General features: G+C 41.4%; 22 protein-coding genes. 7 read left to right on the top strand and 15 right to left on the bottom strand.

Features of this window, described 5'->3' with window-relative positions:
• Positions 1-17 precede the first annotated feature (17 nt).
• Entirely contained in the window at positions 18-1,382 is a 1,365-nt protein-coding gene (locus tag DIU38_RS08745) for a L,D-transpeptidase scaffold domain-containing protein (RefSeq protein WP_112653683.1), read from the bottom strand.
• A gap of 108 nt (positions 1,383-1,490) precedes the next feature.
• Complete coding sequence (locus tag DIU38_RS08740) at positions 1,491-2,309, bottom strand: universal stress protein (RefSeq protein WP_091164247.1); 819 nt, start codon at positions 2,307-2,309, stop codon at positions 1,491-1,493.
• A 147-nt stretch (positions 2,310-2,456) separates the two neighbouring features.
• Between DIU38_RS08740 and DIU38_RS08735 the strand changes: the two genes are divergently transcribed.
• Complete coding sequence (locus tag DIU38_RS08735) at positions 2,457-3,326, top strand: universal stress protein (protein WP_167516120.1); 870 nt, start codon at positions 2,457-2,459, stop codon at positions 3,324-3,326.
• Positions 3,327-3,423: 97 nt separating this feature from the next.
• Here the strand turns inward: DIU38_RS08735 and mgtA are convergent, their stop codons facing one another.
• The 4 genes from mgtA to DIU38_RS08715 form a co-directional block, all read right to left on the bottom strand.
• On the bottom strand, positions 3,424-5,961 hold the full coding sequence (mgtA, locus tag DIU38_RS08730) for a magnesium-translocating P-type ATPase (RefSeq protein ID WP_112653685.1): 2,538 nt from the start codon (positions 5,959-5,961) through the stop codon (positions 3,424-3,426).
• Between the two features lie 337 nt (positions 5,962-6,298).
• Positions 6,299-6,847: a hypothetical protein gene (locus tag DIU38_RS08725; protein WP_149354065.1), complete on the bottom strand. Its 549-nt coding sequence runs from the start codon at positions 6,845-6,847 to the stop codon at positions 6,299-6,301.
• A 109-nt stretch (positions 6,848-6,956) separates the two neighbouring features.
• Positions 6,957-8,207 carry a sensor histidine kinase gene (locus DIU38_RS08720; RefSeq protein ID WP_112653687.1) on the bottom strand — a complete coding sequence of 417 codons (1,251 nt, stop codon included), beginning with the start codon at positions 8,205-8,207 and terminating at the stop codon, positions 6,957-6,959.
• A complete protein-coding gene (locus tag DIU38_RS08715; RefSeq protein WP_091164237.1) occupies positions 8,207-8,881 on the bottom strand; it encodes a response regulator transcription factor in 675 nt (224 codons plus the stop codon). Before DIU38_RS08715 ends, DIU38_RS08720 begins: the two co-directional genes overlap by 1 nt.
• Before the next feature lie 141 nt (positions 8,882-9,022).
• Here DIU38_RS08715 and DIU38_RS08710 point away from each other — a divergent pair, with 141 nt between their 5' ends.
• Positions 9,023-9,685: a cytochrome b/b6 domain-containing protein gene (locus tag DIU38_RS08710; RefSeq protein ID WP_112653688.1), complete on the top strand. Its 663-nt coding sequence runs from the start codon at positions 9,023-9,025 to the stop codon at positions 9,683-9,685.
• 3 nt (positions 9,686-9,688) lie between these two features.
• Here DIU38_RS08710 and DIU38_RS08705 read toward each other — a convergent pair whose 3' ends face one another.
• The 6 genes from DIU38_RS08705 to DIU38_RS08680 are packed head-to-tail and all read right to left on the bottom strand — an operon-like array spanning position 9,689 to position 13,664.
• Complete coding sequence (locus DIU38_RS08705) at positions 9,689-10,378, bottom strand: VIT1/CCC1 transporter family protein (RefSeq protein WP_112653689.1); 690 nt, start codon at positions 10,376-10,378, stop codon at positions 9,689-9,691.
• A 6-nt stretch (positions 10,379-10,384) separates the two neighbouring features.
• Positions 10,385-11,608, bottom strand: a complete 1,224-nt coding sequence (locus tag DIU38_RS08700) for a DUF3570 domain-containing protein (RefSeq protein ID WP_112653690.1) — start codon at positions 11,606-11,608, stop codon at positions 10,385-10,387.
• 14 nt (positions 11,609-11,622) lie between these two features.
• Positions 11,623-11,850 carry a DUF4266 domain-containing protein gene (locus DIU38_RS08695; RefSeq protein WP_090526062.1) on the bottom strand — a complete coding sequence of 76 codons (228 nt, stop codon included), beginning with the start codon at positions 11,848-11,850 and terminating at the stop codon, positions 11,623-11,625.
• A gap of 3 nt (positions 11,851-11,853) precedes the next feature.
• Complete coding sequence (locus tag DIU38_RS08690) at positions 11,854-12,801, bottom strand: FAD:protein FMN transferase (protein ID WP_243770778.1); 948 nt, start codon at positions 12,799-12,801, stop codon at positions 11,854-11,856.
• Entirely contained in the window at positions 12,798-13,226 is a 429-nt protein-coding gene (locus DIU38_RS08685) for a thioredoxin family protein (RefSeq protein WP_112653691.1), read from the bottom strand. The genes DIU38_RS08690 and DIU38_RS08685 overlap by 4 nt, the downstream gene beginning before the upstream one ends.
• A gap of 12 nt (positions 13,227-13,238) precedes the next feature.
• Complete coding sequence (locus DIU38_RS08680; RefSeq protein ID WP_112653692.1) at positions 13,239-13,664, bottom strand: QcrA and Rieske domain-containing protein; 426 nt, start codon at positions 13,662-13,664, stop codon at positions 13,239-13,241.
• A gap of 910 nt (positions 13,665-14,574) precedes the next feature.
• Here DIU38_RS08680 and DIU38_RS08675 point away from each other — a divergent pair.
• Genes DIU38_RS08675 through DIU38_RS08665 form a run of 3 tightly spaced genes read left to right on the top strand, consistent with a single transcriptional unit; the run spans position 14,575 to position 19,256 of the window.
• The gene (locus DIU38_RS08675; protein WP_112653693.1) at positions 14,575-15,612 is read left to right on the top strand and encodes a zinc-dependent alcohol dehydrogenase family protein; all 1,038 of its coding nucleotides are present in this window, start codon (positions 14,575-14,577) and stop codon (positions 15,610-15,612) included.
• A gap of 60 nt (positions 15,613-15,672) precedes the next feature.
• The gene (locus DIU38_RS08670) at positions 15,673-16,515 is read left to right on the top strand and encodes a universal stress protein (protein WP_112653694.1); all 843 of its coding nucleotides are present in this window, start codon (positions 15,673-15,675) and stop codon (positions 16,513-16,515) included.
• 56 nt (positions 16,516-16,571) lie between these two features.
• Entirely contained in the window at positions 16,572-19,256 is a 2,685-nt protein-coding gene (locus tag DIU38_RS08665) for a cation-translocating P-type ATPase (protein WP_243770881.1), read from the top strand.
• Here DIU38_RS08665 and DIU38_RS08660 read toward each other — a convergent pair.
• The 3 genes from DIU38_RS08660 to DIU38_RS08650 are packed head-to-tail and all read right to left on the bottom strand — an operon-like array spanning position 19,253 to position 21,428.
• Positions 19,253-20,323 carry an AI-2E family transporter gene (locus DIU38_RS08660; protein ID WP_112653778.1) on the bottom strand — a complete coding sequence of 357 codons (1,071 nt, stop codon included), beginning with the start codon at positions 20,321-20,323 and terminating at the stop codon, positions 19,253-19,255. The two genes, DIU38_RS08665 and DIU38_RS08660, sit on opposite strands and share 4 nt — an antisense overlap.
• A gap of 11 nt (positions 20,324-20,334) precedes the next feature.
• Positions 20,335-20,934 (bottom strand): CDP-alcohol phosphatidyltransferase family protein, encoded by a 600-nt coding sequence (locus DIU38_RS08655; RefSeq protein WP_112653696.1) that lies wholly within the window; start codon positions 20,932-20,934, stop codon positions 20,335-20,337.
• 8 nt (positions 20,935-20,942) lie between these two features.
• Positions 20,943-21,428 carry a hypothetical protein gene (locus DIU38_RS08650; RefSeq protein WP_112653697.1) on the bottom strand — a complete coding sequence of 162 codons (486 nt, stop codon included), beginning with the start codon at positions 21,426-21,428 and terminating at the stop codon, positions 20,943-20,945.
• A gap of 126 nt (positions 21,429-21,554) precedes the next feature.
• On the opposite strand from DIU38_RS08650, the gene DIU38_RS08645 reads away from it, so the two are divergent.
• Both DIU38_RS08645 and DIU38_RS08640 read left to right on the top strand, forming a co-directional pair.
• Positions 21,555-22,412 carry a universal stress protein gene (locus DIU38_RS08645; RefSeq protein WP_112653698.1) on the top strand — a complete coding sequence of 286 codons (858 nt, stop codon included), beginning with the start codon at positions 21,555-21,557 and terminating at the stop codon, positions 22,410-22,412.
• Between the two features lie 34 nt (positions 22,413-22,446).
• A complete protein-coding gene (locus DIU38_RS08640) occupies positions 22,447-24,963 on the top strand; it encodes a cation-translocating P-type ATPase (protein WP_112653699.1) in 2,517 nt (838 codons plus the stop codon).
• The last annotated feature ends 154 nt before the right edge of the window (positions 24,964-25,117 follow it).

The following is a 25,117-nucleotide window of genomic DNA, read 5'->3' as shown; positions in this document are numbered from 1 at the left end:
ATCATAATTAAAACCGCTCACTTTGTTTTATTTACGGGTTTAAGGCCATAAAGCTGATTTTCGACCTTGCTGTCAAGGTTATATATATCTTCATATTTTACAATCTGGCCATCCACAATAGCAGTAGTGATATAAGTGATCCTGATTGGGACAGGCTTTTTAAGTTGAAAAACTTTAATTTCCCGATCCATCAGGGCTCGGTGCATGGATTTTATGTCTGTTTTATTTCCGGCTGTAGTTAATAACAATTTGGCAAGTTCTTCTCCCCGCTCAATTCTTATCGCCCCGTTACTCGTCGCTCTTTTTTGCTTCTTGAATAAATTCTTGTCAGATAAACCCAACAACTCTATACCTGCCTTATTGCCGGGCATGAAATAGATGTAAGTACCATTTTTTTGATTGCCTGTTTTTTGTTTAAAAAACAGATTATACGGAATCATTTTGTCTCTCTGATTAGTTTTGGGATTTACAGCGCCTGTTCCGGTAGCAAAATCTGTAAGCGTACTTACCATTAAGGGTGTTGGTGTAGCAGGAGCCCCTACAACTATTTTGAAATTAAACGTTGTATCCGGCAGGACTAATTTTAATGTATAAGTTGGAATATTAATCTGGATATAAGTACTATCGTTTATTTCGGCCCACCGTAGCCGCTCCATATTCACAGCAATTTTTCTCACATCGGCTTCAGGCGTTTCATAGCAGTCTCCTTCATAAAGCCCTTTAATCAAATGCAACTGATGTTGAAATATTGCGTACTCTTTGTTTAAAGGTTGCACTTTTACTACTGCATCCATAAAGGCAGGTAATTTGAGCGCATTAGTTAATATTTCTTCGCTGTTAAACCCGTTAATGGTTGCCCTATCAATTTTTGCTGGCGGATAATATGGGTTCAGTTTGCCGAAATGCAGGTTATTCATAAAAGCGAGCATAGCGTCGGTGAGAAATATCTCAAACCGGGCCTTTTGCTTGTTGCTTACTTTACCGGGTTGTTCGAGTATAGTGTGCAAGGTGGTATACTGCAGCTCTTTAGGATGATAATCTTCGTGCCTTAAACCAAATTGCAACACACAATCAATCAGGAGCATGGCAGCCCATGTTTTATTTTGATCTTTTTGTTCAACTGTCCATACCGGAGCAAAAGCCCGTTTTTCGTAAAACCGCTTAGCTGAAACAGGAAAATACAAGCCATTATTCAATGCCTTATCATTCAGTTGCCCGGCGATCTGTGCTGTGATCGAAGTATCACTTGTATTGCAAATAATGGTTTTTGCTGGTGCATAGCTTTTTGACATGGCTCCTACCGGCATAAAAAAAATACACAAAACAAACAGCCAAATAAGGGTTTGTTTACTGACGGCACAGCTTATTTCAACTATTTTCATAATATCTTTTTTATGATGTAAAAATGCAATGCCTGGTAGGTTAAATTAGTGACGACGGTCATTTATCCAATTGATCCTGAACACTCAAAACAGTTTCAACTTTGTAAATCAATATGGAAAGACAAGCACCGGGATGCCTACTTGTACAGGAACAGAAGTATCGCTCCCCTCGGTTCTCAACTGCTCACAATGAAATCGGTGATGTACAACCGCCAGCAGATCGGCATGCATATTATGTATCATAACATCAACAGCCCGTGACATATCACGTTCTTTTGTATTACTAAAAAACAGCCTCTCATAGCCGATTTTTTTACTTATCTCGTCGCTAAAGAGTGTTAGCGCATAATTTTGTTCTATATGGGGCAAACCCTTTGCCGAAATATGAGCAAGTAACAGATCTGCCTGAAAGGCCTGGGCCAAAGAAGCAAGATGTTTCAAAACATTTAACCGGCAATATCGTAAATCAGCGGTGTAAACCAAGCGCTCAAAACCACCATCAAACTTCAGGGGAACAAGCATCACCGGACAAGATATCCGGTTTAAAACCGCCTGCACCTTAACGTCCCGATTAAATGGTGCCGATTCCGGTAACCCTTTTATAACCATCCAAACGCAATTTTTATTGATGTAAGCAATCAATTGCGCTTCCGTATCGCTTGATACTTCAAGTTCTTCAATTAGCGGCATATGTTCACCTTCTTTTACGGAAAAATTGGCCGGTTGGCCCCGTAACGGACCGGGTATGTAACCATCTGCGGCAACGTGCCCCGCCAATTGCAATGCTTTAGAAAACGATGGTTGTTTTACCGGATATATCCGGGCCAAAACTAAATTAGCTCCAATGTGCTTTGCTATGTTGAAGGCAAGATGCGTGGCATTTGTAGCAGACGCAGAACCATCGTCAATTACCAGGATCGTTTTCATAGGCTGTGTTTTCAGGTTAATAATTGAAGTACAATAGCAAAATTAGGCATAGGCACATTTTATCCACTTGATGTAAATCAACGATTTACATGATTTTCCTCATACATTTTGCAGGCCTTATCCTCCACATTTATATCAAAAATGGCAATGAAAACAATAATTTCCCTTACTGATTTTTCTCCCAACGCAACGCATGCAGCGAATTATGCTTTAAAAATGTCACTTGGTTTAAAAGCTGATTTGGTATTATGTAATGCTTGCCTGTTGCCAATTGATATACCGAGCCCTTATACCATCACATGGCCGATTGAAGAATACGACATGTTAAGCAAGGAAAGTACCGATATGCTGGAATTGCTAAAAAGCCAGCTTACAACCTGGTCAGAAACTTTGAACGTCGATAATAGATTCAATCCACGCATATCCATTAAGAGTTCTTTTGGAGACTTGAATAACATGATAGAGGCCCTATCCTCCACAAATGATATTGTCATGGTGGTTGCCGGCACTCATGACAAAGACGGCTTAAATACGCTTTTACAAGGGAACACGGTAAAAAACATGATGAACAGCTTTGATTTCCCGTTATTGCTTGTTCCACCAACTGCAGGATTTAATGACATAAAACGGATCGCGTTTGCCACCGATTTAACTTGTACCAAGGATGATATAATTGCTCTTGAATCTTTAAACAAATTGATAGAACCACTCACTGCGGAACTAATTTTAACATCAATCAACAACCACCCGGGCCATACTGGCTTAAACGAACACTTTATAGAGCAAATACTTGATGCTATTGCCAATCAGGAAAAATGCTCTTTCTTGAGTAAAAGAATTATAAGAGCCGACAAAATCGAGACTGGGCTTTCAATGCTTTGCGCAAACGAACGTATAGATATGCTGGCAATGGTACATCACCATTTTAACTTCATAAAACGACTTTTTCATGGTAGCCATACTCTTGAAATGGCTAAGAACATTAATATTCCGTTGCTGATATTAAATGCGAAATAGAATTTAACATGCACATTACCACATACGGGTACAATATCATATTAAGCTATGATATTGATTTGCAGACAGCTATTACTATGTACATCGGACAAAGAGGTTATTTAATTTTTTTATAAAACCATCTCTTGGCAAGTTCAGCCGATAGAATATATGCAGTAACAGTTGCAAGCATCAACATATAGTATTTCCAGGACAGTGCTACGAAACCAAATATTGACGCCAATGGCGAATATGGAATCATTAACACCAATAGCAATATTGCGATGGTAGTTATCGATAAATATTTGCCGGGAAGGCTTTTAAAAAATGACAGTCGGGTACGTACAACCAAAACAATTAAAACTGCAGAAACCACCGATTCGGTGAACCACCCTGTTTGAAAAACTTTTTGATTAGCATGCAAAATAAAAATTAACACGGCAAATGTCAAATAATCAAAAACGGAACTCAATAAACCGAAAACGATCATAAATCGTTTAATAAAACCGAGGTTCCACCGTTGCGGCGTTTTAAGATTAATATCATCAACCCTGTCTGAAGATATGGTCATTTCAGGAAAATCGGTCAACAGGTTGGTAAGCAATATCTGCTTTGGCAACAAAGGCAAAAAGGGCAAAAATAACGATGCACCGGCCATACTAAACATATTACCAAAATTTGCACTGGTGGCCATAAAAATATACTTCATGGTATTTGTAAATGTTTTACGGCCTTCTATAATCCCGTCACATAACACATTTAGGTCCTGATCCAATAAAACGATATCAGCTGCCTCTTTTGCAACGTCAACCGCCGAATTTACTGATATACCCACATCGGCTGTGTGCAGCGCTGGCGCATCGTTAATACCGTCTCCCATAAAACCAACTACGTTCCCTGCTTTTTTTAAAACACTTATGATACGTTCTTTCTGGCTGGGCTCAACCTCCGCAAAAATATGGGTCAGGGGCGCCTTATGACGCAATGCCGCACTACTCATATTACGTATTTCCTGACCGGTAAGGACCTGTGCGGATGAAAGCCCAAGCTGTTTAGCCAGGTTTCTGGCTACTGGTGCGTTATCCCCTGTAATAATCTTAAGTCTGACACCGAGATGCTGCAGCTTTTGAATAGTATCAAACATACCGGCACGCGGAGGGTCAAATAATGTTATAAACCCAAGGAAAATCATATCATGCTCATTTTCCCTGGTGAAAATTTGATCCGGACCCACTTCCTTATATGACACTCCAAGCGTGCGCAATCCCGAATCACTTAGAAGCTGATACTGAGCTAAAATCGCTTCTTTATGATCGCCTATATCCGCAAGAATACCTGCCGATATTTCAACCCGATTGCAAATATCAAGAACCTGACGCACAGCACCTTTCGTGATGGCTATATTAGCTGCCGGGATTTTCACTTGTACTGTAAGCCTTTTACGTACAAAATCATATGGCACTTCTGTAATTGCCGAAAAATCCTTCGCTTCATTTCCCTCATAATGAACAGAACAGATGGCTTTATCGATCGGGTTGACAAACCCTTGCTGGCAGCTGGCATTAAGCCAGGCATATTTAAAAACTTTATCACTATGTACACCTTCAAAATCGAGTGTTTCTTTTAAAGTAACTTTACCTTCTGTAATTGTCCCTGTCTTATCAGAACACAAGATATTCATGCTGCCAAAGTTTTCAATAGCGCTCAGCCTTTTTACAATCACCTTTTGGCTGGCCATGCTGCGGGCACCAACTGAAAGATTAACGCTAATGATGGCGGGCAACAATTGAGGTGTAAGCCCGACCGCTAACGCGAGTGAAAACAAAAACGAATCAAGCGCCGGCTTATGCAGCAACACATTAACGGCAAAGATCACCAACACTAACAAAAGCGTGATCTCCATTAACATATATCCAAATTTTCTTATCCCTTTTTCGAAATCAGTTTCAGGAATTCTTAATGACAGCTTATCTGATATTTTCCCAAATTCGGTTTGCTGGCCCGTTGTCACGATGAGTGCCTTTCCAATACCGCTTACCACGCTCGAACCCATAAACAGGCAATTGTTGCGCCTGGCTAAGGGGGCGTCAACACTTTCAACTCCTGGATTTTTTTCTACCGGGTAAGATTCGCCGGTAAATGCCGCTTCATCAACAAACAAGGCCTCAGATTCTAAAACAAGGCCATCGGCAGGGATAATATCTCCCGCGGAAAGGCAAATCACATCTCCGGGTACAACAGCAGTTACCTCAAGCTCCGTTTTCCTGTTATCCCGTAGCACGGTGCAGTGTAGCTGAACCATCTTTAACAGTTCACTTACCGCACTTGCTGCACCTCTTTCCTGCCAGAAACCAAGAAGGCTGCTGATCAGGACAATGATCATAATGATTAATGTGTCGGCGGTATCTCCCAGGGCTGCGGAAAGCAAAGCAGCAGCTATAAGCAACAATGTTACCGGGCTTTTAAACTGAGAAAATAATATGATCAGGTTATTAAATCTATTAGCTTTTTTTAACGTATTGGCACCATATTGCTTAAGCCTTTTAATAGCTTCGGCAGTGCCAATACCTGTTGCCTGAGTTTCAAGAAGTTTAAATGCGTCATTAATAGAAAGTCGCCAAAAGTTACTCAGTTGATCGTTAGTTTTGCTTTCCATCAGTTTGGGCTAAAAGAGGTTAGAAAATTCTAAACAAATTGAGCCATTGCGAATTAAAAACTGAATGCTTCTGATCAGTCCGAAAAATGATTCAGGTCACTATTAGTTATCAGAACATTTTAATACACCTAAAATCTTCTGCCAATAATTATTTTGACAATGGCACGGTCCGAATTCGATGTAAATCCATAGCCAATTCCTCCGTTAAACTCCCATTTAGGGTCTGCATTGAGGTCCGTGGCTACAAACAACTGGTGATCTTGTTGTTTAATTGGGTCGTAGTGAAAAAATGGGCCGGTACTACCATAATATTCGAGGCCAAGGGCAACCACTTTTGTTACATCGTAACTCCCTTTAACATTTGGTGAAAAGGTAAATCCACGGTTTTGATCGGGCCCTTGAAACTCTTCTCGAGGGTAGGATTTAAGGACACATATAACTTGTTCCATTTTTTATCTACGATTGGCCTGATTTCCAGCGTGGAGGTATTTGCCGAGAACGCAGCTTTCTGAAAGCCAAATTCTGTAGATATACTTACCCCCACGGGCCAGTTCCAGCTTGAAGGAGCGGCAACCCTGGGCCTGATGTGAGAGCCGACGTAAGCCGTCCGGCCCGCATCTCCAATAGAGTTAAAGATATAAAAACCTGTTTCAAACCAGGTTGTCCAACCATGGGTGATCTCTACCGTTTCATGTACAACGTGGTTGGTAGGAAGTTCTCCGCTGGTTACAGTTTTACTGCCGTTTAATGTATAATTGCTATGCAATTCAAACATTGTTTTACCCTTTTCAACGGTTTCAGAACCGTAAACCTGAATCTCATAATTATCTTGCGCCTTAAGTTCCAGGGCGTAAAACACTAAGATCAATAAACATAAATATTTCATCAATAGTCGGTTTTAACTTGTATACAAATAGTATAGCGCTAAAACTATCGGGACAATCTGAAGTAAAATTGGAGTTAAAGCTTATGTATAAGAAACGTGACAAACGAAATTAAAAGGTTATGACAAACGTATGCTTTCCCGCGTCATATTGGTATTGGATGCCATACCCGTAGTGCTGGCAAATATTTTTAACCAGTGTTAATCCCAGTCCGGCACCTTGTGAATCTTTGCTTTTGTGAAAACGTTCAAAAATTTGTTGCCCGTTCAGCGCATTTGCAATACCGGTATTTTTTATCGAAAGTTGGTATGGGTCAAGACCAATAAAAATTTCACCACCCGGCACATTATGGCGGATTGCATTACCAAACAAATTATTTAGTAAAATATCTATCAGGTATTTACTGGCCGATATCTGCTTCGGGTGCAGCTTATACCGGACAGTAAGGTTCTTATTTTGCATAAGTTCCTGAAATTGGAGCATTTTCCTTTCAAGTATTACATCGAGTTCAATCGATTCCTCTTCAACGATCAGCTTATTTTCCAGTTTAGCCAGTAGTAATAATGAGTGGTTAAGCCGACTGGACTTGTTTACTGAGCTGTAAATATCTGCGATTTGCGCCAATTGCGCTGCATTCAATGTTTCGTCCTGTATTAGCGTATCCAATTTGGTGGTTACAACAGCCAGTGGCGTCATCATTTCATGTGATGCATTCTCTGTAAATTGTTTCAGGCTAAGATAATCCTGAGTTACCCTTAAAGACATTTCCCGTATGGCATCATTAAGTTCTGTAAACTCGTCCACCTTACTTGGTTTACCTTTAAACTGATCAACGTCGGCGATATTGAACTGTTTGATCTCTTTTAGGGTGAGTTGAAAAGGCTTCCAAAGGCCATTTAGCAGATATTTATTGGTTATAAGGAGTACCGTCAATAAACCGGCAAGTAATGCAAGCGTGATAATAGAAATGAGTTCGATCAGATTTTTTTGCCCAACCCTCGAAATAGTAATTGTAACCTTGTAGTTGCTGTTTTTTAATTTTACGAGGTCTTCTACGGCCCTACCCGCTTCCCATCGCTGCTCTTTCGGTTTTAAATAAATAGTGTCAAAAAAACGCTTCTGTAACAGTTGCTTGTAAGTTTTAACAAATACAGCGTGATCGCGGTCAAGGTCATATTGCTGCGGATTGCCATTGTTGCTCCTGATATACTCTTCAGCCTCTGTTAACTGTTGTTGAAGCGCCCGATCAAGTTGCTGTGTGCCAATGTAACTTATAGCGAAGTAGTAAATCACTGCTCCTATCACTAACACAGCCAGGGTGATATAGAAACTCGTCCTGGTATAATGCTCTGACAGCCTCATCAATCAGTGAATTTATAGCCAAGTCCGTATATAGATGTTAAATAATCTCTTCCTCCCGCATCCAGAATTTTCCGCCGGAGGTTTTTAATATGGGTATAAATAAAATCGAAACTATCATACATGTCCATCTCGTCACCCCAAAGATGTTCTGCAATTGCATTTTTTGAAATTACTTTACCTTTATTGGCAATAAAGTACAGTAACATTTCATATTCTTTTCTGGTTAATATTATCGTATTTTTATTAACCTCGACAGTGCGCCCCTGTATATCAATTGAAATTTCATTAAAAACCAGCTTGCTGCTGGTATTTAGCGCTTTCCTGCGATAAACAGCCATCAGCCTGGCTTTAAGTTCGGCCAAATGGAAAGGCTTGGTCAGATAATCGTCTGCGCCTATGTTGAGCCCCTTTAATTTATCATCGAGCGAGTTGCGGGCAGAAATAATCAGAACAGCTTCGCTTTTTTGTTGTGTGCTTAAGTATTCAAGTACACCAAACCCTTCGCCATCGGGTAAGCCAATGTCAAGCAAAACACAGTCATAATCATAATCAGATAGTTTTTGCAGTGCAGGTGTCAATGCATTACAACTTTCACAGATGTTACCATCTACATTCAAATAACTCGTGATGTTTTCGCGTAAACCTTGCTCGTCTTCTATTACCAGTATTTTCAAAGCTTTTTAATCAAATTTAAAAATTGAAACTGAAGAGAACCTGAAGTATTACCAACACTACAGACTTACTTCAAAATTATCAGGTAATTTACAAACATTTTAAAAGAGGATACAAATAACCCGATTCCAGTTAAAACAACTATGGCAATAATCCAACCTGATAGTCGGCCCCTTACTCGCCGGGTATACTCTGCTCCCTTGCGTTTTTGGCATTGGGCAAACACAATAGTTATTAGTGGTTCATTAATTACTGTTTTGATCAATTCCACTATTACTGACAGAAGATCTTTAACAAAAATAATTAAAACGCAACTGAAAACCCAGGGCACTACCATAACCGATGATCAATCGGGCTCGGTTGCTCATGCGCTCGGCGATAGTGTTTGGAGCATACATACCTGGTTTGGTTATGTATTAGCGGGATTATTACTGTTCAGGCTCATCCTTGAACTTTTTCAAGTAACCGATCAAAAATTCATCCGCCGGATAAAGGACCTCTATCGTCAGTTTCATTCCACAAGAAAAGAGCGTGAACTTGCCAAACATGAGCTCATTGTGAAAGCCGTTTATGCAGCGTTCTATATCTTACTTATTATAATGGCAGTAACGGGTTTATTTCTGGCATTTGAAGATCTGTTAGCGCCATTTAAGGCTATCAGGCATAGTGTTAAAGAAGTTCACAGCTTTTGTATGTACCTGATTATCGCGTTTATACTTGTTCATTTGACCGGCGTATTTTTGGCTGAGCGGAAAGATGACAAAGGCATTGTCTCAGACATGATAAACGGTGGCAATAATAATTAAATATTATTTTCCGGTAATCAGCTTTGCCATAATAAACGCGGCCCCCGCGGCAAGAGCTCCAATAATTACTACTTTTAACGCGCCGCTTAACGCAGGCTGGCCGGTCATTTTACTTTTGAAATAGCCAAAAATGAACAAGCAAATTATTGTTACCCCGCATGAGTAATAAAGTGCCTCTTGCGCCTCATGAATAATGATATAGGGTGAAAGCGGGATGATACCACCCACAATATAGGAAATGCCAATAGTGATGGCACTTTGGGTAGCGCGGTTTGCATTAGGTTCCTCCAGGCCCAGTTCATAACGCATCATAAATTCAACCCATTGTTTCTTGTCTTTTGCCATCTCATCTGCAATCTCGTCCTGTAGATGATTTGAAAGTCCGAAATCTGCAAATACCTTCTTTACTTCTGCTTTTTCCTGCTCAGGTACACGTTCAACCTCATCATATTCCCGCTTCAACTCGGATTGATAGTGGTCAGCTTCCGTTCGCCCGGCAAGATATCCGCCCAACCCCATGGCAATAGATCCGGCTACTATTTCGGCGATACCCGCGGTAACCACCAGGGTCGACGAACTTACCGCTCCGCTTAGCCCGGCTGCAAGTGCAAAAGGCACGGTTAAACCATCAGACATACCGATAACGATATCCCTGATGGTTTCTGAACTTGTTACATGATGTTCCCGATGCATAAGGCTTTATTTAAACTTCATTGCTAAAGTTACAATATTTGAATTTAAGCCCGTCGAGCGCATGTAATGCCCCGCCCTGATCTCCAGCGAATTGAAATGCTGCCATCCAAATACGCCGGTTGGCGGTGATAACCTGATATTGGCACCAACAAAGTTACTGTGGAGTGTTGACAAATCGTAATCGCTGGTATAGTACACAGCGGTTGGATCATGTTGCCCATAAGGTGCAAAGTACCTTGTACCCTTCTGATTATTATACCGATAATATGGACTTACCGATACAAAAGAGGTAAGCTTTATGGGTATCTCCAATTCGGCTGTGTGCGCCCGGATCCCCCAATTGTCCATGTAGTACCTGTAAAACGTTCTGATCACAAAATGATCATCCAGAAAATAATTGAACCTTACTGCAATTGGCAATTTATAACGGCTACCCGGCAGGTTTTCAACCCTTTCAGATCCATCGGTAAAATAATCACGTTGATATTTTGTTGCCAGTAACCCATGCTGATAGGACGGTTCGATAATGAACAAAGCCTGTAAACGTGTGGTAAGCACCTGCGAAATTGAAAACGAGGTACTAAATGAATTGCGGGGGCTATGGTCAACGTTACCCCGCCCGTCCCTCTCTGACCCTGACCCATATCCAGGGGGCCTTAATTCAACCGGCAATATAACCTTCCACGTATCAAGAAACACCTGTCCCTTAAAATCAAACTGCGTGTTTTTATCTTTTGTTACCCTGGTTAGGTTGATACCCCCGCCGAAAGACTGGTAATCAAACTCATGTGAATAAGACCCTGTTAAGCCAAATGCATTTCCCGTTTTATCATTAGATACTGTCCAATTTAGCGAGGGGTATACACGGGTGTCCTGCCTGGATGCGGAAGAAATACTGTAAGGATCGATCTTATCTGAAGAAGCGGACGTATAATGGTCAACACCCAATTCAAAAGTGAATGTGTGTTTATTTCCTCCTATTCCATATTTGGATAATTGCAGATCGAAGGTATTAGCAAAGTCAGTAAGTTTTTCTGTGCCGATACCACCTGTAACTGCCGAGTTGTTACCATCCTGATGGTAATAGGCAGATATGATGTTAATTTCATCAATTTTAAGCTTACGTGCCTGGTAATTGCTGCTATCTTTAACGGGCAAGGCTTTAGTTTGCGCATGCGAAGCAACTATTCCTAAATACAGAGCGGCAACGCATAAATATATTTTCCTCATTTCCGGTCGCCGTTTTAATTACATCCGCAGCCACCGCCGCTCTTTCCGCCATTTGCTCCTGAACCACCTTCACGGTACAATTGGAAACTTTGCTCAAACTTTTGCGATTTACGGGCTGATAGCTCCATCTCTGCATCATTAAGGCGATTTTTCTGATATGCTTTTACCGACATGCAAGATGTAAGGCCGAGCGCCGGTAAGCTACTTACCAGCATTAATTTAATCAGGGGTATTTTTTTCATGTACTAATTTTTAATATTAATATTACTGGAGGTGTAAAGGCGGTTATTGTCGTCGATGATCACACAGGCAAGTTGCTGTAGTTGATTTACCAGGTCCAATCCAACGCTGATCCCCATTACTGTTACGGGTGTGGCCATAGCGTCGGCAAACTCCGCGCTCGGACAAATAATGCTTACGCTTTTAATTCCGGTTACCGGCAAACCTGTTTTAGGATCGATGGTATGGGAATATTTTTTTCCATTTATCACAGCGTACTTTTCATAGTTACCGGATGTGGCAATGGCCATATCACTGATATTGAGCGTTGAAAACGGCGTCATCTGCTTATTCGGATCTGCTATTGCTATAGTCCATGGCTTACCATTAGGTTGTGTTCCCCAGGTAATCAGGTCGCCGGCTGCATTTACTATCCCGCTGTTTACTCCATTTTGCTGTAAAATGGCTTTCGCCCTATCAGCTGCATACCCCTTCCCTATCCCTCCAAAACCTATACGCATACCTTTTTCTTTAAGCATCACAGTCATGTGATCAGAATCCATGATCACATTTTTATAATTGATCAGTCGTACAGCATTTCGCGCGGTTTCGGCATTAGGCAGACTTTTCATATTTACATCAAAATTCCATAGGCTTTTATCAATTGATCCGTAAGTAATATCAAATGCTCCCTGCGTAAGCTCTGATATCCTTAGCGAACGCTGAATAAGTTGAAAAACCTCATGATCTATTTTTACCGGCTTTATTCCGGCGGCGGCATTGATCTGGTTGGTTTGGCTATCGTCACTGAATGTAGTTAGTAATTTTTCTATGCGGCTTATCTCCGCTACAGCCTGATCAATACATTTTGCGGCCCATTGCCCGTCATCTCCTACAACGCTTATCTCAAAACGGTTACCCATCAGTTTCAGCACACGTTGATGTACGGTTGCCCCGCTGCCAATGGCTGTCATTGGACAAACGCCTTGATCTGGTCAATAAACCGTTCAGTGGACTCATTTGGATAGCCGTCCCACTCTTTTAGTACCTTACCATGTTCGTCAACAAGCAGCGTAAATGGGAACTTACCGTCAGGATTGTATTTATCTGCAAGCGCTTCATTTAATTGTACCTGCTCCTTGCTTAGTTGATTTTTCTTTTGGCGGGGAAAATCAGCCCTTACCAGAACAAGTTTATATGCAGCGAAATCATTAAATTTTTCGGATTCCAAAATCTCTTTCCGCAGCCGGATGCAAGGGCCACACCAATCAGAGCCGGAAAAATTTATTACTATGAGCTTATGCGACGTTGCCGCTTCCGTCTGCGCTTTCTTAAAATCACCAAGCCATGTAACCGGCTTGCCTGTAAACAACAATAATGAGATGATTAGTAATTTCATTTTATTAACTGGTTAAGAGAATATCCGCAATGAGGTGCCGGTTAAAGTTGTTTGATATACGGTAAGGTTGCGGTTTGCAGGCGAATTTTTAACAACTCCGGCTTCCGTGAAAGCGGAACCATGATTATTGCAAAAAAACTGCTGTCCGCTGCTCTGATAAATAAGAGGATAGCTTTCATGGGTGCAAGATTGCTGAACAGCAATATAGCTGCCGGTTGTTGTTTTAGCCACTATTACACCTTTTGAGGCAAGATAACCGCCGTTCACGAGTAAAGCCGAGTTTGCCGAAAGGCTGAGATCAAGTGTAAAATCCACGCCGGTTGGCCCGGTGATACCTGCCGACGCATTGTCGGATTTTTTACTGCAGCCCATACAGTTAATCAGCGCGAATGACGCTGCCGTAATTCCGGCAATTGATAGAAATTCTTTTCTGTCCATAAATTTAAGATCGGGGTATATCAATAAATCTCAACTAACTTAAACAAGCCTCCTGAAGGTAAATCTCTGCGTAAAGCAATTCAGCTTCAGGTGCGTTTATTTAATTATTGCAATAGTATCTTTACATTCTGTAGTTTAGATGAAATCTCGGGTATTTAACAGATTTTAACAGATCGCGAATTTTAAAATATTAAAAAAGGGGCGAGAAAGAGAAAAAAGACCTGGTGCTAAAAAAGGTACGCAGAAGATCACGGTAAAAATCAAATTTGCTCCTGGTGTTAATTAAAGTCAACTATATTTCAAAACTATGTTGGCTTATTGTAAACACAATTATTGCCATTTAATATACATAAAACGATCACCATTCAATATCCATTCAGATTGTCGAAATCACATTCCACGAAAAAACAGAGCCAACAACAAACTATAAGCCAATAGCTTACAGAGCGTACAATAATACCGCAGGGGGAGAAAGATAGAGAATCCTTTGGTTGATAATGAAGCCTGTTGCAATATTAAAAAAAAGCGGAACCGGTTTTTCCGGTTCCGCAACGACGTCGGACAATGGTTCAATCCCTGCCCGCGATCATTTACCGAAACAGGAATAAATTCCATCCATCGGTTGATACAAAGTTAATCCGCCGCCCTAAGCCTGGCCAGGATAAAGATCAACTATAATGGTGACGCTCATCATTCAAAATGATTTGCCCTTTGCAGACATGTCTCAAGGCCTTCATGTGCAATACCATTGCAGATAAACCGCCCACATGTTTAATATACAAATAAAAAGTCAATTACCTGTCATTTTCAAATAGTGATATATATCATTTATTTACCTGACCACCAACATCATAAAAAAATAAAACAACAGCAATTTTGTGCTTAACATAAGTAGGTTAAAGCAGAAAATATGAAAGCATTAGTTTATCACGGCCCAGGTCAGAAAGCCTGGGAAGAAAAGCCCAAACCGGTACTGTTATCAACAAACGATGCCATTGTAAAAATCCTCAAAACAACGATTTGCGGTACAGATCTGCACATTATGAAAGGTGATGTTCCTGAAGTTGCCGATGGCAGGATCATAGGGCACGAAGGCGTGGGCGTGATCGAAGAAGTGGGGACCACTGTTAGTAATTTTAAGCCGGGCGACCACGTGATTATATCCTGTATCACATCTTGCGGTAAATGTAACTACTGTAAAAAGGGGATGTATTCTCACTGTACAGATGGCGGTTGGCTATTAGGGCACCTGATTGATGGCACGCAGGCAGAATATGTTCGTATCCCCCATGCAGACAACAGCCTTTTTCTGGTACCCAGCGGTTCTGACGAAGAAGCATTAGTGATGTTAAGCGATATATTGCCTACAGGCTTTGAATGCGGCGTGTTGAACGGCAAGGTACAACCTGGAGATACTATAGCCATAATAGGTGCCGGCCCTATCGGGATTGCCACTTTACTTACCGCACAATTTTATACACCTGCGGAAATTATCATGATCGATCAGGATGATAACCGGCTCGATGTGGCCAGGAAATTCGGCGCAACACAAATTATTAATAGCCGCAATGAAAATACAATTGAAGCGGTAATGAAACTCACCAACCAAACCGGCGTTGATGTGGCGATAGAAGCTGTCGGCATCCCCGAGACATTCGAGCTATGTGAGGCGATTATCGCCCCTGGCGGCCGTATCGCCAACATTGGCGTTCATGGAAAAAGTGTCCGTTTACACCTGGAAGACCTGTGGTCGAAAAACATTACCATCACGACCAGGCTCGTGGACACAGTGACTTCACCAATGTTGTTAAAAACGATACAATCAAAGAAAATAGCGCCCGCCAAACTAATCACACATCGTTTCAGATTAGATCAGGTGGCAGAAGCATACGATACATTTGGCAATGCCGCCGAAGAGAAAGCGCTGAAAGTTATTTTAAGTTCTTAAACAACACGCATATACATGCCGAATAAAACAACATCACAACAGTTAAACCTCGAATAAATCATGGAAAAGATATTAGTTACAACAGATCAATCCGTTAATTCCAAAGCGGCTATCCGTTTTGCGATTAAACTGGCCAGTCAGCGTAAAGCGCAATTAACCATCCTTCACGTATACCATCTTTTAAAACCCTTCAAATGGACAGACCACGCTTTTGCGGAGTATACAAATGAATTCAGAAAAAAAACGACAGAAGAATTGTCATCATTTATTGCAGGCATCTATCGTGATATCGATGAACGCGAAATTAACTACGAATTAGTTTTAGTATCCAATATCGATGTGGTTGATGGCATCACAGATTATGCCAGCAGGAACAGTTGTTCTTATATCTGCATCAGTACTCGTGGAGCGGGCACTATTGCAAAAATATTCGGCACGCATACCGCAAAATTGATCAGCTGTTCAACTGTGCCTGTTATATGCATACCAAGCGCATACCATTTAAAAGAATTGAAACACATCCTGTATGCTTCGGATATGACCGATTATGAAAACGAATTAAAAGAGGTTGTCGATTTTGCCAGGCCAATTGGTGCCAGTGTCGAGATGGTACATATCGCCTATCCTAATGAATTTGCTTTTGACAAAGAGTTGGCTGAAGCCACCTTACAGAAAAAAAACAGTTATAAAATTAGCCTTTTAAACCTGCAAAGAGATGTCAACAATAATTTACTGGAAGATATAGATCACGCTGTTAAGATCAGCAAACCGTCCCTTTTGGTCTTATTCACCCATCAGTCCAGATCTATGCTCGAAAAGCTATTTTTCCCTTCTAATGCCACAGAATATTCCTTTTATGGAAAGGTACCTTTACTCACCTTTAAAAAAAAGGATGGCAAATAATTTTGCCAAGGTCCCGTCCCTGAGTAGCGGTAAATAAAACCATTTTCAGCATGACCATGAAATACCCGATAGATCAGCCGTTTTCGTTAACAGTTGAAGAAGTTGCTAAATTGGTTCAAGCCAACACCGTTGAGGGGATTACTTATTATGAAGCAAAAAAGCGCAGCCGTGTTTATGGCTTAAATAGCTATAAAACTCAAAAACAAAAAAGCCTCTGGTTAATTCTGCTATATCAATTCAAAAACCCCATCGTCTATCTCCTTATAGCCGGATCACTCGCTTCACTTTACTTTAAAGATATTTTGGAAACCACAGCCATCCTGGCGGTTATCTTAATTAATGCGCTGATCGGCTTTTTTATGGAGTTTCAGGCACGCAACTCTATGAATGCGCTAAAAAAAATGGATATAGTAACGGCAAAGGTTATTCGTGGTGGTAAATCCAGATCGATCCCCTCCGAACAATTGGTACCAGGCGACCTGATTCCACTCGAAGCTGGAGATATTATACCTGCGGACGGTCGTTTAGTTGCTGTAAACCGTTTACAATGCGACGAATCATCGCTCACCGGCGAGTCCCTTCCTACTGATAAAACTGTTGAAACATTAAAAAAAGACACCGTTGTTGGCGACCAGCATAACATGGTTTTTAAGGGTACCTCAGTTATTAATGGTAACGGTAAAATGGTAGTAACCGGTATAGCGGCAAATACACAGTTGGGCACAATAACTTCGCTTGTAGAAACTTCGGTGGATACAATCACCCCGCTGGATAAAAAGCTGAATAGGTTAAGTCGGAAATTGATTTGGGTTACACTGGTCATGACCGCAATATTTTCAATAACCGGATTTATCCAACGCAAAGCCATATTAACCATTATAGAAACATCAATTGCGCTGGCAGTGGCAGCTATACCGGAAGGCTTACCTATCGTTGCTACCGTCGCGTTATCCTATGGTATGCTATTGATGGCCAGGCGTAATGCAATTGTCAAGAAACTATCTGCCGTAGAGACGTTGGGAAGCACCGGGGTTATCCTAACTGATAAAACCGGGACCCTAACCGAAAACAAGATATTTACCGATACTTTGGCGTTTCCGGAAGAAACCGTAAAAGCACAAGTAGAAAACAACCTGCTGAAATTTCCTAACGGAGCAGTTAAAAGCGCCGAAAATCTGGACAAACTACTTTTAACCGGTATTTTATGCAATAATGCTACTATTGAAGAAAAATATCCTGAGCCGGACCAACTTTCCGGTGACCCTGTAGAAGTTGCGTTAATAAAAACGGCCATTGCAGCGGGTTTAGACAACCATTTGTTAAGCAAACAATTTGTGCGTATTGCAGAAGTACCCTTTAGTTCGGAGATCATGATGATGGCAACTTTACATAAAACATCGTCAGGATACTTCACTGCTGCCAAAGGCTCGGTTGAAAGATTGCTGGATAAATGCAACTATTTACAGTCGGGTGCACACATCAAAATACTTGATAGCGCATCCCGTAAATCCATCCTGCTACAATCGGAGAAGATGGCGGCTGAAGGGCTGCGGGTGCTGGCATTTGCCTATCGGTCGGGTAACAACCTTGATACGCACAATTATTTAAATGACCTTGTTTACATTGGAATGACCGGCTTTCTTGACCCACCCAGGGTAGATATTAAAGGTGCTATGCTTAGTTGCAGAAAAGCAGGCATCAGGGTAGTGATGATCACTGGCGACCACCCGAAAACTGCTTTAAACATTGCCCGGAAGGTAAGCTTAATTGATGAGGACGACAAAGAGGTAATTACCGGCACTGAGTTACCACGGGCCGAGCTATTGACAAATGATTGGCGGCAGCGTATTTTGGCTGCTGCTGTTTTTGCAAGGGTTTCACCCAAACAGAAACTGGAAATCGCTCATGTATTTCAACAAGCCGGATCAATAGTTGCAATGACAGGAGATGGTGTAAACGATGCCCCGGCATTAAAGAATGCAGATGTGGGTATTGCAATGGGTATCAGAGGCACCCAGGTAGCGAAAGAGACGGCGAGTATTGTTTTGAAAGATGACTCTTTCACTTCAATCGTTCAGGCAGTGGCGCACGGGAGGGAGATTTTTCAAAACATTCAAAAGTTTGTGGTCTACCTGGTATCTTGCAACTTAAGCGAGATATTCATTGTTACCGTTTTAGGTGTAATTATACCTGGTGCCACGTTATTGCCATTACAAATTCTGTTTCTGAATATGGTGACAGACATATTTCCTGCATTGGCGCTGGGCTTAGGCACAGGGGATAAGACTGTGATGTCCAGACCGCCAAGAGCACCAGGAAAGAATATCATCACTAACAAAAAGTGGCTGGCAATCGCTTTGTATTCGGCTTCAATCACCTCAACTGTGGTTATTGCAGCTGTTTATTGCAAAGAAGCGCTGCATAGTGATGATCAAACCTGCAATAATATCGCGTTTATCACTCTTACCCTTGCTCAACTATTTCACGTATTCAACATGTCTTCGGAGGGCTCTGGATTTATAAATAATGAAATTACCCGGAACAAATGGATATGGATTGCCATTTTGATTTGCAGCGGTCTTCTTTTACTGGTTTTTGCACTGCCCGGCCTGCGTTTAGTATTAGGGTTATCGCAGCTCTCATTTAAGTTGTGGCTGTCCGCTACAACCGCCAGCCTGTTACCATTAGTTGTTTTTCAGGGCTACAAGGCTTTCCAGAAAATATATAGCCGAGAGAGTTAAACCTGCATCTGGCTCTTTACAGGCCGCTCATCGCCCAATAATACACCCCATTGCCTATAATTTTCGCTACGGTCAAACACGATCTTTAAAATGGATAGTACCGGCATCGCCAGGAACATGCCCGAAAGCCCCGCCATGCTTCCGCCAATAATAATACCAACGATGGAAACAAGCGGATTAATTTTTACCTGCGACCCTACGATACGCGGCATTAAAATATTGTTATCCAGAAATTGTACTACTGTAATAGCTCCCAATACAATCAGCACATCTGCAATACTATCTGACGAAGCGAGCGTTAACAGCACACCCAGGATATTGCCGATCAGGGCGCCCAGGTAGGGGATCAGGTTCAGAAAAGCGAAGATAATACCAATGAGGAGTGCATTCTGAATATCGAAAAACCATAATAGGCTACCTAAAAGAATAATGATATAGGTAATCTGTATCAGCAGCCCCACAAGATAACTTTTAACCATTTTTTCAGTTTGCCTTACTGCTTCTTCTACATTTAGATACTGCTCTTTTTTAAACCACATCAGCAGAAATCTTAAAAAAAGGTTCCTGTATAGAATGATCAGGTAGATATAAATCGGCAATAACCCAATAAATATAACCATGCCAGACAAAGATCCAGCCGCGCCGCTTAAAACTCCGCCTAAGGAACTGAATAACTTTTTGCTTTGCACATTAATGAATTTCACTTGTTCTGCCGGAGAGTATCCAAATGACTTGCTGATCCAGATACTTAGGTCATCCAGGTGTTTGGCCACGGTACGTTGAATCTGCGGAAAATCATCTAACAAAGCACCTATCTGACTGGAAAACAGCCAGATGATCAGCGCCACGACAATCGTTAATAACAATATTGGCAAAAAAACCGCAATAACCTCCGGCACTTTGAGCTTCCTGAAAAAACGAAAGACGGGTAAAAGTACCAGGCTGAAGAAGAACGCCATTAACAAAGGCATAATGATCGTATTACCAGCTATGATAATAGTTCCTAAAACAAACAGGCCAATTAGTTCTATGGCCCGCTTCACGGTCACCGGCATTTCTTTTACCATGGGGTGCAGTTTTACACTTTTGGAAGTGCGCTTTTTTTGATTACCCAATATAAGCCTTTTATATCAGTTTCCCATTTCGGAATAATAAGTACGAGTACTATCTCCTCTAACAAATCAAGAATGGTTAAAGCTGACACAAAGTAAAACAATATGTAAACCGGTTGGGGTAACCAATAGAAGAGCATAAGGAATACAGCCTGAAAAACCGCAACAAATTTGGCTAGGTAGGTATGGAAGCTACTAATCTTACGGTAGCGAAATAATGCTGCCGCGATCTGCGCGAAAAAGAGAAACACTTGAATTACAACTAATACGAGTTCCTGTTTAAGAAACGCAGGGTTCACCAAAACAATACCGATAATCGCTACCGCGATGGTAAGGTCGTCAGAGACAGAATCAAGAATTGAACCAAACGCACTGGTTACCTTGAATTTGCGCGCCAGATGGCCATCCACCGCATCTGTAAGAAAACTTACAATAAGCAACCATTTAAAAATTGAAAGCCGCTCATAAAATAATAATGTCAAAAGTAACGGAGCTGTCAATAACCTATAAAAGGTAATGCCATTTACTATATAATAACTCCTTTTATGCGCAAGGTTGACAAACATAACTCTATTCAATCATTATCCTTATCATTTTTCTCTTTTGATGCAGACATCGTATCAGTTCTGATTTCCGAATGCCTGATTTGTCCACCTAAATAGCCCGTCCTTGCAATCAGTCCAAAGCTTATCAAGGATACAGTGAGCGATATTAATGCTACACGCCTAACCTGTGATGTATTTTTCAATGTTGCAAAAAGCCCAATCAGTGAAACCCCACCTGTAAGTATTAAAGCGATCAAAGATACCAGGGCAGACTCCTCATGATCTTCAATGAGATATTTAGATATTCCTTTTAAATGTTCAATGGTTTCTTCAGCACCCTCGCCGGTTGCATAGGCTATACCGGCCCCAATTGCTGAGACAATCAAAACATTATAAGCAGCGATTAGTGTACCTTTGTTTCTTTTCCATATTCCATGGATCAGGACAAATGCACCCAAAGCCGTACCAACGATAGGCAGGTGCGTGATCAGCAGGTGGATGTGTGTTTGGTTCATGACTTTTTTATCAAAGGTGATCAACTAATAGCACTGTTTAAATAATAGTAATCAAGCCAATAAATGATCTTAATCATTTATTGGCGAATAATGAACGGATAGCTTTACAATCTAAAGAATTACACCATGAACACAATTCTAATGCTCACTGACTTTTCGGAAAATGCAAACCACGCCGCAAAAACCGCCGCAAAAGCTCTGAGGAATTTAAATGCAGATATATTGCTTTACAACACTTATTATGACCACCCTATACTTCCTACATATGCTGGCGGCCCCTGGGTGGTAGAAGAATTCGTTTTTCGTAAAGACGAAAGCGAGGTACGGCTGGGCCAATTGGCTAGTCAACTAAGGCATATTATTGCAGATCTAACTATAGAAGGCGTTGAACCTAAAATTGATTATCAAATTGGTGAAGGTTCACTTGGTCGAAATACAGCGGCGGTTATTCAGGATAATAATATTGATCTTGTTGTAATCGGCAGTAGTACAGATAGCTCTTTAGACCACTTAATCTTCGGCAGAGATACGATGCAGGTGATAGATCATTCGTCCCGCCCCGTATTGATCATCCCGCCAAAAGCGGATTTAGCCCAGCTTAAAAAAGTAACATTAGCCACGGCTTTCGAACTGGCCGATATCAATGCAATCAATTACTTAACCGGCTTACAAAAACAGTTACACTTTCACCTGGAAATTGTCCACGTATCCGCCATAGAAGAGGAAGGCGATACTGTAAAAGAAAAGGCTTTACTTAACCATATTGATGCAATTAAACAGGATAATATAACCTTTCAGGAAATAAGGGGAAAAGACGTGATTAAACGATTAAATAGGCTATGCAAAGATAACGGATCGGATATACTTACACTTGTTCATCATCAAAACTTTTTTTTGTCGGGGCTGTTTGACAAGTCTACAACGGTGGCCGCTTTAGACAACCAGCATTTACCTCTGATGGTCATTCCGTCTGAAATGATCTGATCAGTTCGTAACTAACTATTAGCTGATCAGATAAATGGCAATAAATAATTTCAATATACATGGCCTGAGCGAACAGGAAGTACTTGCGGCGAGATCTAAATACGGAGCGAACAGCCTTTCGTTTAAGAAAGAAAACGGATTTGTTAATGCGTTGATAGGATTGACAAAAGAACCGATGGTAATCTTATTGTTAGTTACCTCATGTATTTATTTTATTAGCGGAAAGGCGGGCGACGGTATTTTTTTGGCTTCAGCAATTGTACTCGTGTCGGGCATATCTTTGTATCAGGACTCCAGAAGCCGGAACGCGCTCGAAAAATTGAAGGACTTTTCGCAACCTAAATGCAAAGTGATCAGGCACGGAGAAGTTTTAGAAGTAAAAAAAGAAGAGCTTGTTATTGGCGACAGCCTGATAGTAGAGGAAGGCACTTTTATTACTGCTGATGGTGTTATTGAACATTCCAATGATTTTTCAATCAATGAAAGCATTCTCACAGGCGAATCCCTGGCTGTTTTTAAAGACAAATCCTCAGCAGACAATCTGATTTTCAGTGGCACAACAGTAGCAAGCGGACTGGCCATTGCAACCGTAACGGCAATAGGCAACCAAACACGATTAGGTAAAATTGGCAGGAGCCTGGAATCTATAGCAGAAGAAAAAACACCCCTGGAAATACAGATCAGCAATTTTGTAAAGAAAATGGTGATCGTGGGGGTAATTGTGTTTCTGACGGTGTGGGGGATAAACTATTTTCATTCGGCAAATATCTTAGACAGTCTCCTTAAAGCGCTTACGCTGGCCATGAGTATCCTGCCCGAGGAAATCCCTGTTGCATTTACCACCTTTATGGCGCTGGGGGCCTGGCGGCTTATGAAAATTGGGGTCGTTGTCAAGCAAATGAAAACGGTGGAGACTTTGGGCAGCGCATCGGTGATATGCACTGATAAAACCGGCACACTAACCGAGAATAAGATGAGCCTGGCGAAAGCGTATGTCCTGAAGGAAGATTGCATTTATAATCTTAATGAAAAGCTATCGACCGGCGCAGCAACAGAGCTAATCGCGCTTGCCATGTGGGCCAGCGAACCGATCCCTTTTGATCCGATGGAAGTTGCCCTGCACAATGCCTACACCCACACAAATCTGACAGATGAGCGTTCGGATTATAAAATGATCCACGAATATCCGCTGGGCGGCAAGCCGCCTATGATGACCCACCTTTTTGAAAATGGAAAAGGGAATCGCATTATCGCAGCCAAAGGTGCACCTGAAGCATTGATCGGCGTCAGCAACCTAAATCAAATCGAGAAAGAACACGTGACTGCTGCAATAGCGGCTTTGGCAATCGAAGGCTACCGGGTATTGGCCGTAGGCGAAGCAAATTTTGTGGGAAGTGATTTTCCTGCTACACAGCAGGAGTTTCATTTTGTATTCAAAGGGCTGGTTGCATTTTATGATCCGCCCAAGAAAAACATCACTGCTGTATTACAGGGCTTTTACAAAGCTGGCATTAAGGTTAAAATCATCACGGGCGATAATACAGAAACCAGCGGCGCTATCGCGAAGCAAATTGACTTCCATGGAGCAGACCAATGCATCAGCGGAGACATGCTGATGCAATTGTCAGAACAGGAACTTAGGGAGAAAGTAAAGAAAGCGAACATTTTTACACGTATGTTCCCGGATGCCAAGCTAAAGATCATCAATGCTTTAAAAGCCCAAAATGAGATAGTAGCAATGACCGGAGACGGAGTTAACGACGGCTCCGCACTGAAGGCGGCGCATATTGGCATTGCGATGGGAAAAAAGGGCACAGAGATAGCGAAGCAGGCTGCTTCATTAATTTTATTGGAGGATGACCTTTCGAAAATGGTTGATGCTGTAGCCATGGGCCGGCGTATCTACACTAACCTAAAAAAGGCCATACAGTATATTATTTCTATCCACATTCCTATCGTATTAACGGTATTTATACCACTGGCTTTAGGTTGGATTTATCCGAATATTTTTTCACCGGTGCATATTATTTTCCTGGAACTGATTATGGGGCCGACTTGTTCGATCATTTATGAAAACGAGCCAATAGAAAAGAATGCAATGTTGCAAAAGCCACGTCCGTTCAGCACCACATTCTTTAATTGGAAAGAGTTGGCGACCAGCATAGTACAGGGTGCAGCCATAACAATAGGAACACTCACGGTCTACCAATATGCCGTAAGCAAAGCAGCAGATGAACAAGTGACCCGTACCATGGTATTTACCACCCTGATATCGGCTAATGTTTTGCTCACCTTAGTCAATCGTTCGTTTTACTATTCGCTGTTTACAACTATCAAATATAAAAATAACCTTGTACTGCTGGTTATCGGGCTTACAATCTTTATATCATCTTCACTGATATACATCCGCCCTTTGGCAGTTTTCTTCGGTTTCAACTCGCTAAATATCAGTGACCTGGTGATGAGTACAATTATAGGGTTTACCTCCGTTATTTGGTTCGAGCTTTATAAAGCATGGTTACGTAAGGACTCAGAAGTAAAAACCTCGTGATAGAAAGTACGTTGATAGTACATTAAGATTTTGAAACAAGCATTTTAGATGGATAATTAATCCTGATGACTCCCTTATCAATTGATTAAGACATGATCTTCTTCGGTTCCATATTACCGGTTTTAGTTAGTATCGGTTAATATTTTTCAGAGGT

The sequence above is a fragment of the Mucilaginibacter metallidurans genome (assembly GCF_003286435.2).
GTDB lineage: Bacteria > Bacteroidota > Bacteroidia > Sphingobacteriales > Sphingobacteriaceae > Mucilaginibacter > Mucilaginibacter gossypii.
Note: the sequence above shows the minus strand (reverse complement) of the source record. Positions and strands in the feature narration are given on the sequence as shown.

Excerpts from the sequence above, each read along its gene's own strand:
- DIU38_RS08745 (WP_112653683.1), bottom strand. The coding sequence starts at position 1,382 with ATGAAAATAGTTGAAATAAGCTGTGCCGTCAGTAAACAAACCCTTATT.
- DIU38_RS08740 (WP_091164247.1), bottom strand. The coding sequence starts at position 2,309 with ATGAAAACGATCCTGGTAATTGACGATGGTTCTGCGTCTGCTACAAAT.
- DIU38_RS08735 (WP_167516120.1), top strand. The coding sequence starts at position 2,457 with ATGAAAACAATAATTTCCCTTACTGATTTTTCTCCCAACGCAACGCAT.
- mgtA (WP_112653685.1), bottom strand. The coding sequence starts at position 5,961 with ATGGAAAGCAAAACTAACGATCAACTGAGTAACTTTTGGCGACTTTCT.
- DIU38_RS08725 (WP_149354065.1), bottom strand. The coding sequence starts at position 6,847 with ATGAAATATTTATGTTTATTGATCTTAGTGTTTTACGCCCTGGAACTT.
- DIU38_RS08720 (WP_112653687.1), bottom strand. The coding sequence starts at position 8,207 with ATGAGGCTGTCAGAGCATTATACCAGGACGAGTTTCTATATCACCCTG.
- DIU38_RS08710 (WP_112653688.1), top strand. The coding sequence starts at position 9,023 with ATGGCAATAATCCAACCTGATAGTCGGCCCCTTACTCGCCGGGTATAC.
- DIU38_RS08705 (WP_112653689.1), bottom strand. The coding sequence starts at position 10,378 with ATGCATCGGGAACATCATGTAACAAGTTCAGAAACCATCAGGGATATC.
- DIU38_RS08700 (WP_112653690.1), bottom strand. The coding sequence starts at position 11,608 with ATGAGGAAAATATATTTATGCGTTGCCGCTCTGTATTTAGGAATAGTT.
- DIU38_RS08695 (WP_090526062.1), bottom strand. The coding sequence starts at position 11,850 with ATGAAAAAAATACCCCTGATTAAATTAATGCTGGTAAGTAGCTTACCG.
- DIU38_RS08690 (WP_243770778.1), bottom strand. The coding sequence starts at position 12,801 with ATGACAGCCATTGGCAGCGGGGCAACCGTACATCAACGTGTGCTGAAA.
- DIU38_RS08685 (WP_112653691.1), bottom strand. The coding sequence starts at position 13,226 with ATGAAATTACTAATCATCTCATTATTGTTGTTTACAGGCAAGCCGGTT.
- DIU38_RS08680 (WP_112653692.1), bottom strand. The coding sequence starts at position 13,664 with ATGGACAGAAAAGAATTTCTATCAATTGCCGGAATTACGGCAGCGTCA.
- DIU38_RS08675 (WP_112653693.1), top strand. The coding sequence starts at position 14,575 with ATGAAAGCATTAGTTTATCACGGCCCAGGTCAGAAAGCCTGGGAAGAA.
- DIU38_RS08670 (WP_112653694.1), top strand. The coding sequence starts at position 15,673 with ATGGAAAAGATATTAGTTACAACAGATCAATCCGTTAATTCCAAAGCG.
- DIU38_RS08665 (WP_243770881.1), top strand. The coding sequence starts at position 16,572 with ATGAAATACCCGATAGATCAGCCGTTTTCGTTAACAGTTGAAGAAGTT.
- DIU38_RS08660 (WP_112653778.1), bottom strand. The coding sequence starts at position 20,323 with ATGGTAAAAGAAATGCCGGTGACCGTGAAGCGGGCCATAGAACTAATT.
- DIU38_RS08655 (WP_112653696.1), bottom strand. The coding sequence starts at position 20,934 with ATGTTTGTCAACCTTGCGCATAAAAGGAGTTATTATATAGTAAATGGC.
- DIU38_RS08650 (WP_112653697.1), bottom strand. The coding sequence starts at position 21,428 with ATGAACCAAACACACATCCACCTGCTGATCACGCACCTGCCTATCGTT.
- DIU38_RS08645 (WP_112653698.1), top strand. The coding sequence starts at position 21,555 with ATGAACACAATTCTAATGCTCACTGACTTTTCGGAAAATGCAAACCAC.
- DIU38_RS08640 (WP_112653699.1), top strand. The coding sequence starts at position 22,447 with ATGGCAATAAATAATTTCAATATACATGGCCTGAGCGAACAGGAAGTA.